4 protein-coding genes are annotated in these 12,758 nt (G+C 66.3%); 3 read left to right on the top strand and 1 reads right to left on the bottom strand.

Annotated elements, in window-relative coordinates; all coding sequences use genetic code 11:
• Positions 1 to 4 precede the first annotated feature (4 nt).
• The 3 genes from PUR53_RS31700 (at position 5) to PUR53_RS31690 (ending at position 11,381) form a co-directional block, all read left to right on the top strand.
• Positions 5 to 322: a hypothetical protein gene (locus tag PUR53_RS31700; RefSeq protein ID WP_329910466.1), complete on the top strand. Its 318-nt coding sequence runs from the start codon at positions 5 to 7 to the stop codon at positions 320 to 322.
• A gap of 1,638 nt (positions 323 to 1,960) precedes the next feature.
• Complete coding sequence (locus PUR53_RS31695) at positions 1,961 to 4,837, top strand: LamG-like jellyroll fold domain-containing protein (protein WP_329910465.1); 2,877 nt, start codon at positions 1,961 to 1,963, stop codon at positions 4,835 to 4,837.
• Positions 4,838 to 4,976: 139 nt separating this feature from the next.
• Complete coding sequence (locus PUR53_RS31690; RefSeq protein ID WP_329910464.1) at positions 4,977 to 11,381, top strand: RHS repeat-associated core domain-containing protein; 6,405 nt, start codon at positions 4,977 to 4,979, stop codon at positions 11,379 to 11,381.
• 795 nt (positions 11,382 to 12,176) lie between these two features.
• On the opposite strand, the gene PUR53_RS31685 is transcribed toward PUR53_RS31690, so the two are convergent.
• The gene (locus tag PUR53_RS31685) at positions 12,177 to 12,662 is read right to left on the bottom strand and encodes a hypothetical protein (protein ID WP_329910463.1); all 486 of its coding nucleotides are present in this window, start codon (positions 12,660 to 12,662) and stop codon (positions 12,177 to 12,179) included.
• Positions 12,663 to 12,758 lie beyond the last annotated feature (96 nt).

The following is a 12,758-nucleotide window of genomic DNA, read 5'->3' as shown; positions in this document are numbered from 1 at the left end:
ACTGATGTCTGCACGTTTCATTCTGTACGGGATGGAGGGGTGGGCCTTGAATGAAGCGTCTCGAAGCATCTCTACGGCTCTGGGCGTCGAATTCTCTGTTAGGAATAGTTCATACAAGGGGGGGGATTATTATTTCTATCGAGGGGTGGGGCGCTTGGAGATTTCAATCGAGGAGAACGTGCGTGATGATGAAGGAATTCTCGGGGAGCCTGAATTTCCTCAGTTCGATGCGCTTGTCTATGTGAATTGCAGTATCTCTGAAGTTGAGCGAAAGCTGTCAACTGTAGAGGATTTGCAATTGCTCCGCGCGGAGACTATTTGATTTTCATCCAACCTCGATCTTTCGTGAGGGTCCGCCGACGGAGTCGGTGGGCCCTTTCGCTTTCCGGAGTTGATGGTGGGCAGCTCGGCGGCCCGGTTGTCGCGTCGGGTGGGCGGCGGGTTCCGCTGCGCAGGATCGAGAGGTTCTTGCGCCTTCTCGCGGCTACGGGGCGGGGAACTCCCGCGCGCCGTGTTCCCTGGCCGAGATGGGGCCGTAGCCGATCGCCGCGCAGAGTTCCTTCCGGGAGAGTCCCGCCCGCTCCGGCATCCGCTTTTGCATCTTTCCGACTGCGGCGAGCAGCCCTGTCGTTTGCGTGGCGTCTTGCGGCTTTCGATCCCTGCTCTCCGTCCCCTGCCTGCCCCACCTCGTGTCGAGTGCCCGAATTCACAGGCTGCACAGAGGATGTTCTCCTTGCGGCTATCAGTACCCTCGCACGACCATGATGCTGACTTGGCGACGCCGACAGAAGGTCGTGGGAGGCCGACAACCTGGGTGATCCGGTTCATTGTCACCTGCGGCGCCTGTCTCGGTGGCCAGCCGGTGGCCGGACGCCTTTGGACCACGTAATGCGAGACAGCACAGACCAAGCAGCCGCACATGCTCTGATCAGGCAGGACGTTACTGGGCAGCACGACCAGGCACTGCACAACACGAACGCTCACGGTCTCGTAATGCGTAGGTCTCGGGTTCGAATCCCGAAGGCGGCTCCATGGTGAACCCCAGGTCAAGCCTTTGACCTGGGGTTTCTTGTTTCGGATGGCCTTGAAAACGACCCATATTGCGCCTCTGTGGTCTGTGCATCGTAATGCGTGGGTCGGGGGTTCGGTTTCCGTGACCGTGTAGGCAGCCTAGGACTCTGAGCTGGGCTTTTGCTCATCCGGGAGGGGTGGGTCAGGTATATGCGATGGGGTTCGGTGGACAACCGGTGGACAAGTGTGTCTGACGCTTCATCAGCGGGTGCGGTTGAACCTGGACCGACGGGTGAAAACACGATCGCCCTCGATGTGGCGAACGAAAACAGCGGGACTGTCCGGTCCGAACAACTTCAGCTACCCGCCCTCGATCCCGTCGTATGAGGGATAGTGTCCTCGGGCTCGTAGTGGCCGTTCCTGTTCGAGTTGGGCAAGGAGCCGGAGGCGCCCGCATGTTCTGTGCTGGTCCTGCGCCGGTCCGTGGCGGGCTGGCGCGTCGACGACCGTTGGCAGGACAGGGCGCACGTCCTTAGCGCCGAAGCGGATGCTGAAGGTCAGCCGTCCGGGAACATCCTCCGGATTTCAGTGTCCAGCTCAGGGCGGCGGCGTCCTCCGGGGGCGACGTTGGCCCCAGCCTGACACCGATGGGTTGTGCACAGCGTGCGCGAGGCCAGCGTGGAATCCATCCTGCCGGTGCGTCGGCTCTCCGGTCACGATTCGGCCGAAGTGGGTGGATCCGTTGTATCCGCCGCGCGCGTCCTCCCGCGCCAAGGGCTGCTCATGGGCATGAGCGGTGCGTGCGGTGGAGGGCTGTGGGCGGTTCAGTCTCGAAATGGCCTTGATCCGGTAAAGGGAGTCCCATACGTTTCTTTGGCCACTGCAGTACGGCATGGCCACATCAATTTCATAGCGGGCTCTGGGGAGAGCCTGAGGGGGAGAAAAGGGTATGACCAACCCTTGGTTCCGGCGGCTTCGTGCTGCCCGGACGCTCGGCATGCTGCTCGGCAGCGCCGTCGTCCTGGGCGCGCTGCCCGCCGTCACCAGTCCGGCCGGCGCGGCCGGCAGCACAACGCCGGCCTCGGGCGAGGCGGCCGCGTTCGCACTGGCAGCTGAGACCGGCGAACCGGTGGAGATCATTCAGCAGCGTACCGAGGACGAGCTCGTCTTCGCCAACCCGGACGGCTCGTTGACCAGCGAGACCAGTGTCCAGCCGCAGCGGGTGCAGCGTCCCGACGGCAGCTGGGTGAAGGCTGACGCGACCTTGGAGCGCCGCCCGGACGGCACGGTCGGTCCCAAGGCCGCCGTCGTCGACCTGGCCTTCGCGGCGGCGGGCTCGTCCGACTTCGTCACGCTTGGCGAGGAGGGCAAGTCCTTCACGCTGAGTTGGCCCACGCCGCTGCCCGAGCCGGTTCTGATCGGGGACACCGCCGAGTACCGCGAGGTGCTCCCCGGCGTGGACCTGCTGGCCAGCGCCTCCGTCACCGGCTACTCGTACGTCCTGGAGGTCAAGACGCCCGAGGCGGCCCGCAGCTCTGAACTGGCCGCACTACGGCTCCCCGTACGGGCGGAGGGTCTCGATCTGTCCACCGGGCCGACGGGTGGTCTTCAGGCTGTGGACGCCTCCGGCGAGCGGGTCTTCGGCGGTCAGGCGCCCAAGATGTGGGACTCCGCGGACTCCGGCGACGAGGTCCCGGCGGACGCTGTGCCCGCCTCCGGGGCTCAGACTTTGCCGCAGGAGGCGCCGGACGCTGCGGCCAAGGTCGCCGACATGGCCCTCGACGTGTCGGCGTCCGCGGTCACTGTCGAGCCCGACCGGGCCCTGCTCACCGCCGCCGACACCGACTTCCCGGTCTACATCGACCCCGAGGCCGGTATGTCCAAGAGCGAGTGGCTGTATGTGTCCAGTGCCAACCCGAGTACCGAGTTCCACAAATTCAAGAAGGACGAGGGCGTCGGCCGCTGCTCGGCCGACACCATCGGCGGCATCTACTACGTGTGCAGCGGCTCGCCGTACACGAACCGGATGTACTTCCAGTTCAGCACCGACGGCTGGAAGAACCGCACCATCTCCAAGGCGGTCTTCCAGGTTTACGAGACCTTCTCCTTCTCCTGCACCAAGAGCACCGTCAACCTGCACATGGTCGCCGAGGGTGGTGTCGACTCGGCCACCAACTGGAACAACAAGCCCAAGGACGGCGACCTGATGGTCGACCGGTCCGTAGCGTACGGGCGGGGCGACAGTTGTAGCCCGGACGCGCCGGCCAGTTGGGTCGACTTCGAGGACAGCGCCAACGAGAGCAACGAGAACCTGACCTCCTCCGTCCGTAAGAAGGCCGCGGGGGAGGACCCGATTGCGTTCTCGCTGCGGGCTGCCGACGAGGGCGACCCCAATTCCTGGAAGCGGTTCCGGGGGGACAACGCCAAGCTCGTCGTCACGTACAACACCCGTCCGAACAAGCCCACCGGGGAGAAGCTGAGCAACCCGGAGGAGAAGACCTGCACCACCGACAACACCAAGCGGCCGTGGATCCGTGACGCGACCCCGGCCATGTCCGTCAGCGGCACCGACGCCGACTCGCACACGGACGGCTCCGGCCAGAACCTCACCGCGACGTTCCGGGTGTGGGACCAGGTGGACGGCCGGCCCATGGTCTACGAGGGCAAGGACGGGCCGCAGAACGAGGGCAGGTTCGAGCGGGGGATCCCGGTCAAGGAACTGGCCCACGGGCACGGGTACAAGTGGCACGCCCAGACCTACGACGGCTCCACCGGCAAGCTCAAGGACTCCGGGTATTCGGAGTGGTCCGACTGGTGCGAGTTCGTGGTGGACGTGAAGGCACCCACCACCGAGCCGCACGTGGAGCCGGTGGCGAGCGAGGCAGACCTGCCCGTCGGTGCCAAGCGGCACTTCACGCTCTCCGCCAACGGCAACGCGGACCCGGTGTTCAAGAACGACGTCGAGTTCTACGAGTGGGACCTCGGCAACGACACACCCGCCCGTAAGGCCGACCCGGCTGCTCTCGGTGGCAACGCGACCATCGAGGTGCCGACCAGTACCTTCGGTCCGAACGTGCTCTACGTGCGCAGTGTCGACCGGGCCGGCAACCGGGGCCCGTTGGAGAAGTACTTCTTCACCGTCGACCGCGCCTGCGCCGACATCCTCGCCGACACCTGCGCCGCCGCGGTCTACGGTCTCGACCAGACCTCGGGCGGCACGGCCCCCGACAGCTCCGGCCACGGCCGGGACCTGACGGTGAAGGGTGCCGACTGGGTGGCGGGCAACAACTCCGCGAGCGACCCGGCCGACAAGGCGCTGCGTTTCAACGGCACCGCCGACCATGCCACCGCTGTGTCCGCCGTGCACACCGGGCAGGCGTTCACCGTCTCGGCGTGGGTGCGTCCCACCTCGCTGTCCAAGAACATCTCTGTGGTGAGCCAGGCGGGCAGCCAGGGCAACGGCTTCAACATCTACTACTCCACCGCCTACAAGCGCTGGATCTTCGGTCGGCACATCAGCGATACCGCGGACTCCGACATCGTCCGCGCCATGGCGTCGAGCGAGCGGCCCGCGACCGTGAACAAGTGGGTCCACCTGGCCGGGACCTACGACCCGGTGGCCCGGAAGCTCACGCTCTTCGTCGACGGCGAGGAGCAGGGCAGCACCACCGTCACCGACGTCTGGAACGCCACGAAGGGTCTCAACATCGGCCGCGCCCAGTACGGCGCCGACTGGTCCGACCCCTTCGCCGGTGACATCGACGACGTGCGCCTCGTCCCTGGCCTGCTGTCGGGGACGGAGATCTTCCGGCTCGCCAACAGCTGACGACTGCTGTCGACCGGTGTCAACCACTGATGACTGCTGACGATCACTGACGACTCTCGACCAGAGCCGTCCACCCGGGTGCCCGCAATCTAGGGCACCCGGGGCACTTTTCCACACCCATACGGGAGGGGGAGCGCGCGTGCGCGCATCTCGCAGACACAGAACACACGCCTGGGCCAAAGCCCTCGGTGTCACCCTTACTTCAGCCCTGACGATCACCTTGCTCCAGGGCACCCCCGCCCTCGGTGACGACCCCGACGAGGCCCGGGAGAAGCGGCGTCCGAAGACCCAGGACGTCGTCTCGACGCCGGTGGTCGACCAGGACGGCCAGGCCACCCCGCTCAAGCACACCAAGGCGTACGGCAAGCCGCTGGAGCTCAAGGCCAGCTGGCCGAAGGCGGGCAGCGCGACCGTCGACCTGGCGAACTCCAAGAAGCGCGGCGCGCTGTCGAGTACCAAGGCCGGCTCGCTCCCGGTCCGCGTCGGCACGCCGAAGGGCATGACCCGTTCCACGATGGCGGCGGCCACACCCGCCCGCGCCAAGGTGGATGTCCTCAGCCACGCCGCTGCGCAGAAGGCCGGTATCGACGGCCTGCTGCTCAAGGTCACGCGTGCCGACAGCCGTACCACGAACGGCAAGGTCTCCGTCGAGGTCGACTACGCGGCCTTCGCCCAGGCCTACGGCGGTGACTGGGCCCAGCGGCTGCGTCTGGTGGAGTTGCCCGCCTGTGCGCTGACCACGCCTAAGGCGGCCAAGTGCCAGACGAGCACGCCGCTGAAGACCGACAACGACGTGCGCGGACAGAAGCTCACCGCCGACGTGGCCGCGCTGCCCGCCGCCAAGGCCCCGCTGCTCGCGGTCGCGGCCGGACCTGCGGGCGGTTCGGGCTCGTACGCCGCGACCTCGCTGGCGCCCTCCGCGTCCTGGCAGGTCGCCGGGCAGACCGGCGGCTTCACCTGGCAGTACCCGCTGCGGGTCCCGCCCGCCGTTGCCGGCCCCTCACCGCAGCTCGGGCTCGGTTACAACTCCGCAGCCACGGACGGTCGGACAGCCTCCAGCAACAACCAGACGTCCTGGATCGGTGAGGGCTTCGACCTGAGCGCCGGTTACATCGAGCGCTCCTACCGCTCGTGCACGGAGGACGGCCACGACGAGGCCGGCTCGCAGAAGTACGACCTGTGCTGGCACTCCGACAACGCCACCATGAACTTCGGCGGCCGGGCCGGTGAGCTGGTCAAGAAGGGCAAGGACGAGTGGCGTCTGAAGCAGGACGACGGCACCGTCATCGAGCGCAAGTACGACGGTTCCAACGCCGACAACAACAACGAGTACTGGGTCGTCACCACCACCGACGGCACGCGCTACCACTTCGGCAAGGGCAAGCGCGAGGCGGCCGACACCGAGTTCACCGGCTCCTCCTGGGAGGTCCCGGTCTTCGGTGACGACAAGGACGAGCCCTGTTACGCGGACACTTTCAAGGAGTCCCGCTGCCAGCAGTCGTGGCGCTGGAACCTGGACTACGTCGTCGACGTGCACGGCAACACGATGACGTACTACTACGGCACCGAGACCAACAAGTACGACAGCGTGCGCGGCGACAAGGTCGTCTCCTACGACCGCGGCGGCTACCTCAAGCGGATCGAGTACGGCGAGCAGCAGGGCAAGGAGAACACCACCGCCGCGCCCTCGCAGGTCGTCTTCGACGTCGCCGAGCGCTGTGAGGGCGCCGCGGCCGACTGCGAGCCGGGCGACCTGAAGGAGTCCACCGCCAAGCGCTGGCCGGACGTGCCGTTCGAGCAGATCTGCACCTCCGACACGGAGTGCAAGGACCAGTGGTCCCCGACCTTCTTCTCCCGCAAGCGGCTCGCGAAGGTCACCACACAGGTTCTCGGGTCCGACGGCAAGACCTACGGGGACGTCGACGAGTGGGATCTGGCGCACAAGTACCAGAGCGCCGACACGACGCATGCCCCGGCCCTGTGGCTGGAGTCGGTCACCCACTCCGGCAAGGACGGCGCGAACAAGCTTCCGAAGGTCACCTTCTACGAGCGGCAGGATGCCAACCGCGTCAACACCGGCGTCGACGACCGGCTGCCGATGTACAAGTGGCGCATCCGGGCGATCCAGTCGGAGACGGGCGGCACGATCTCAGTCAACTACAAGCCCACCGAGTGCACCCCCTCCAACCTTCCGACCCCTGAGACCAACACCAAGCGCTGCTTGCCGTCCTTCTGGTCGAAGGAGGGCACGGTCGGGGAGAAGGAGGACTGGTTCCACAAGTTCGTGGTCGACACGGTGATCGAGGACGAGGTCACGGTCACCGGCCCGAACAAGGTCACCTCCTACGACTACGAGGGCGCCGCCTGGGCCTTCGACGACAGCGAGCTGGTCAAGACCAAGAAGAAGACCTGGAACCAGTGGCGCGGCTACCGCACGGTCACCATGCGGACGGGTGAGGCGGGCAGCAAGCAGCTCCGCACGGAGACCACCTACCTCCAGGGCATGGACGGCGACCGGGAGAAGGAGTCCGGCGGCACCAAGTCCGTCACGGTCACCGCCTCCGACGGCACGAAGGTCCGTGACGACGCCCGCCACCAGGGCTTCACCGTGGAGCAGCGCAGCTTCAACGGCGGCGCCGAGGTGACCGGTTCGGTCAGCACGCCGTGGAAGTCCGAGGCCACGGCGACGGAGGGCAAGGACGAGGCGTCGTACGCGGCCGTCAAGTCGACGAAGACCCTCACGGCCCTCGACGAGGGCAAGGTCCGCCGCGCCGCCATCGAGCACTTCTACGACTCGTACGGCATGCTCGTCCGCTCCTCCGACTCCGGCGACCTCGCCGTCTCGGACGACGACACCTGCACGACGAACGAGTACAACCGCAACACCAGCGCCAACCTGCTCACCCTCCTCAAGCGGGTCACGGTCGTCCCCGTCAACTGCGATGACGGCGCGCCGACTTCGTTCAAGGGCGAGGCGATCTCCGACGTCCGCACCTGGTACGACGACCGCGACACCTACGGCACCACGCCCACCAAGGGCGACGTGGTGCGCAGCGAGAAGGTCAAGGGCTACACCGGCGACGGCACCCCGCAGTACGTGACGACGTCGACGGCCAGGTACGACGTGCACGGCCGTGTCGTGGAGTCCGCCGACCAGGCGGGCAACGCGACGAAGACGACGTACACGCCGACCACGGGTGGCCCGGTGACCGGCATGAAGGTCGAGGACCCGCTCGGCAACACCACGACCTCCACGGTCGACCGCCGCTGGGGTCTGGTCACCGCCACGGTCGACCCCAACAAGCAGCGCACCGACCTGGAGTACGACGCCCTCGGCCGCCTGCTGAAGGTCTGGCTGCCCGGCCGCGCCAAGGCGACAGACACCCCGAGCCTCGAATACGCCTACCTGATCCGCAACAACGCGCCGGTGGTCACCACCACCAAGTCCCTGCTCCCGAACGGCTCGGTGGCCACCAGCCACCAGCTCTCCGACGGTCTGCTGAGGCCCCGCCAGACACAGACCCCGGCCGCGAACTCCGGTCGCGTCATCACCACCACCGAGTACGACACCCGCGGCCTGGCCGTGAAGGAGATTGGCCCGTTCTACAACACAGCCGCCGTCGGCACGACGTTCGTCAACGTGGTGGACGCCTCGGAGGGCACCCCTCGCGAGACCGAGACGGTCTACGACGCGGCGGGCCGGGCCACCGACTCGATCTTCCGGGTCGCGGGCACCGAGCAATGGCGCACGAAGACCACCTACCACGGCGACCACACGACGGTCGACCCGCCGACGGGCGCCACCCCCACCGCGACGTACACCGACGCGCAGGGGCAGACGACCAAGGTCCTGGAGTTCAAGGCGTCCTCGCCCACGGGCGCGGCGGACACGACGTCGTACGACTACGACGCGGCGGGCCGTCTCACCGAAGTGAAGGACACGGCGGGCAACGTCTGGTCATCCGAGTACGACGTGCGCGGTCGGCAGACCAAGTCGGTCGACCCGGACGCGGGTACGACGTGGATGACGTACAACGACCTCGACCAGGTCAAGACGGTCCGCAACGACCGCCAGATCACCCTCACCTTCACCTACGACAAGCTGGGCCGTCAGCGCTCGCTCTTCAACGGTGACAAGAAGTTGACGACGTGGGAGTACGACAGCGCGACCGTGCCGAACGGCAAGGGGCGGCTGACCTCGGCGACGAAGTGGGTGGGTGACGACGGCTACACCTCGTCGGTCGACGCGTACGACGTGGCGGGCCGCCCGACGAAGACCTCGGTGACGATCCCCGCCTCCGAGGGCAAGCTGGCCGGGACGTACACGGCGACGGCGTCGTACAAGCCGGACGGCTCGAGCGACGACATCGGCCTCCCGGCGGCTGGCGGGCTTCCCGCCGAGACGATCACCACGGGCTACACGGCGACCGGCCTGCCGTCCTTCACCCTGGGCGACTCGACGGACTACGCCCGCGAGACCCGTTACTCCAACTACGGCGAGATGCTCCAGCTCACGCTGGGCACCGCCAGCGCGGACAAGTACACCTGGCTCACCAACACCTACGAGGAGGGAACCCGGCGCCTGGAGCGCGCCCGGATCGACCGGGAGATCGTCAAGACCCCCGACTCCGACATCACCTATGGCTACGACGCCACCGGGAACATCCAGAAGATCGCGGACACGCCCGAGGGAAAGACGGCGGACGTCCAGTGCTTCACGTACGACTACCTGCGCCGCCTGACCGAGGCGTGGACCCAGACGGCCGCCGCCTGCGCGCCGAGTGCTGGTGAGGCGACCGTCGGCGGTCCGGCCCCGTACCGGCACTCCTACACCTATGACGCCGCGGGCAACCGCACCGGCGAGGTCCGCCACGCCACCGGCACGACCGGCGACGCGGCGATCACGCAGACGACGACGTATGTGCCGAAGTCCCAGGACATCAAGGGCGGCACGCATGTCCACGCGCTGAAGTCGGCGGAGGTGCGTACCACCACCGCGGGTGAGGCGGTGACGGCAGCTCAGACCTTCCAGTACGACGAGGCGGGCAACACCGTCCGTCGCACCAAGGCGGCGACGGACCTCTCCCCGGCGGTCGACCAGAAGCTGGACTGGGACGAGGAGGGCCGCCTGAGCGCGGTCACCCCGTACCTGTCCGGTGACAACCTGGACGAGGCGAACAAGACCTCGTACGTGTACGACGCCTCGGGCGGCCGCTTGCTCCGCAAGGAGAAGGGCGCGGTCACGCTGTACCTGGGCGGCCAGGAGATCCGCCTGGACACGGCGAAGAACACGCTGGCTGGGACCCGCTACTACTACCACGCGGGCCAGGAGATCGCCGTACGGACGACTTCCGGGGTGACCTGGCTGGTCGGCGGCCAGAACGGCACGGCGGAAATCGCCATCAAGGCGGCGGACTCGGCGATCACGCAGCGCCGCACCCTCCCCTTCGGCGAGGTGCGGGGTGCCAAGCCGGCGGCAGGTGCGTGGCCCGGCAACAAGTCCTTCGTGGGCGGCACGGCGGACGCGACGACGGGTCTGATCCAGCTCGGCGCTCGCGCGTACGATCCGGCGGCCGGCCGCTTCGTCTCCGTCGACCCCGTGCTGAACGTCGCGGATCCGCAGCACCTCAACGCGTATGCCTACGGCCGCAACAACCCGCTCGCCTTCCCGGACCCGACCGGTCTGTACTGGGGCGAGTCCTGGATCAGCCCGATCGGTCACGGTGCCCTCGATGTCTTGGGCCTGGTCCCGGTCTTCGGTGAGCCCGCCGACCTCCTCAACGGCGTCTGGTACACAGCCGAGGGCAACTACATCGACGCGGGCCTGGCCTATGCCTCGGCCATCCCGCTCGCGGGTTACGCGGCCACGGCGGCCAAGGGCGCGCGGTACGTCAACAAGGCCGTGGACGCCGCCGACACGGCGACCGACGCCACGAAGGCGACCGAGAAGACCAAGGACGCGGTTGACGCCGCCGACAAGGTCACGCCGCCGGTCACCCCGAAGCCGAAGGAGAAGCCCGCTCCGGCGCCGCCGGCCAAGGCCAAGGAAGCTCCCGAGGCCAAGAAGGGTGACTCCGGTGGCAAGAACGGCGACGGCGCGGAGGCGAAGTCCGACACCGGTGGCGGGGGCGGCAAGGACGCCGAGGCTCCAGCCAAGGGCAAGACCTCCGCCGAAGAGCAAGGAAGCGGCAACGTTTGGAAGAGCAGTGAAGAGCTCAGCAAGGCCACCGGAAAGACGACAGCATCCAGAAATCGCGCCATTGATGCCATCATCAGCGAAGATTTTCCGGACCTCAATCTCACCCATCGCCCCGTTTACAGCTACGGGGTCAACTCCGGCATGGCGAAGCCTAACGTAGGAACGCAAATTGGATTTAAGCGGTTTGCGAGCCGGGCGCTCCTTCGTAATACAGTGGTCCACGAGGAACTGCACCACCGTTGGTTCGCGCGCGGTCTCAGGAACCATCATCCACGCGACGGCTCCGGGACATCGGAGCGATTTTATGGAATCATCGACCGCTACATGTCGATCAGGGGCTGGTAATGACAGAACAGGCAGCTCGGCTACCCGGGCCGTGCCGCGAGTGCGGCGGGGTCGGCACGGAGTGGCTGGTTCAGTCCACCAACAACGGGTGCCTCAGTTGGGAAGTCGAGTGGGATTGCAATACATGCGGAATCTCGCACGACTCGGGTGAGGGTTGGGCACCATCAAGAGTGCGGAACGCGATCCTGGAGCAGCATGGACCCCATTGCCTGAAACTCGCCGATGTTACAGCGCACGGGGGAGCACTGCTGAAGTCCTTCCGAGTAGCCTTCGGTACGTCAATTCAAGAAGCGAAGAGATTGTCGGATGAACTGAAACGGTCTGGCTTTGAAGGCACGCTAGTGGAAATCGCGCTCCTCTCCGAGTTGTTGGAGAAAAACGGAATCTCCAGCGTGACGCAGCCTGGTCGCTGCAGCTAGTCAAGGAGGCCCAGCCCTGCCAGTCAGTCCTGGCAGGGCCGCTTCGCTTAGCGTTCCCGCTCGCTCGTTACCCGACCTGCTGATCTGTGGTGATTTCCGGGACAGCGGAGGTGGCCGTTCTCCACACTTCGACTGCCGGGGACTCGTGAACGATCGAGGTCAGACGTGCAATCCATGATCGATCTTGTAGGGATCGTACAGTTGCCTCCGTAGCCTCTCTAATAGTTCGACGGCGTCGCTGGTAGTCCAGCAGCAGTCTTACTGGCGGGTCGGCGAGAGCGTGACCGGTGGACAGCCGGTGGACAGACGCCTTTGGACAGTGCATCACGGGGTGGCACGGGTCGACTTGTCTCACGTGCTCTGATCAGGAAAAACGTCACCACGTAGCACCACGAGGTACCAGGCAACACGATCGCTCATGGTCTCGTAATGCGTAGGTCTCGGGTTCGAATCCCGAAGGCGGCTCTGAAAAAGCCCAGGTCACATAATCTGTGACCTGGGCTTTTGTGTTGCTCGGGACATGCTGTGTCACGCGGGCCAGGGTGCCGCGAGACGGCTTGCAATGCGTGAGCGGAGCGGTCCGGTGCCCTACTTCTTGGGCTTCTTCCGCTTTGCCCTTCCTCTTGGCCCTTGCCTCGGCTTTCGCGTTGTCCTTGGCCTTCTTGGCGGCCTTGCGGGCTTCCTCCGCCTCGGTCTTCCGTTGAAGTGGGACCAGCTTTGCGGTGGCCTCGGCTGCGTTCTTGCCGACCTGCGGACGCTCTGCTGGATGTCCAGCGAGCCCGGAGGCAGCGACGAGACGCTCGAAGAGGTCGGTCACCTTTCCGGGATGGAGCCAGGAGCCGTCTTCCTGGGTGAAGACCATGCCGGTGCCTGGAGAACCTTCAGCAAGCCGCCAATCAGATATACGTACTGCGCTCGTACACGCCGAACCATGTTTACGCCCGGCGGCGTGGCGTGG

It is taken from the genome of Streptomyces sp. SP18BB07 (genome assembly GCF_036322545.1).
GTDB classification, from domain to species: Bacteria; Actinomycetota; Actinomycetes; order Streptomycetales; family Streptomycetaceae; genus Streptomyces; species Streptomyces deccanensis.
The sequence above is the reverse complement of the archived record's forward strand: the minus strand, read 5'-3'. Positions and strand labels throughout refer to the sequence as shown.

What these genes read in the sequence shown, in the direction of transcription:
- PUR53_RS31700 (WP_329910466.1), top strand. Translation starts at nt 5, where the DNA reads ATGTCTGCACGTTTCATTCTGTACGGGATGGAGGGGTGGGCCTTGAAT.
- PUR53_RS31695 (WP_329910465.1), top strand. Translation starts at nt 1,961, where the DNA reads ATGACCAACCCTTGGTTCCGGCGGCTTCGTGCTGCCCGGACGCTCGGC.
- PUR53_RS31685 (WP_329910463.1), bottom strand. Translation starts at nt 12,662, where the DNA reads ATGGTCTTCACCCAGGAAGACGGCTCCTGGCTCCATCCCGGAAAGGTG.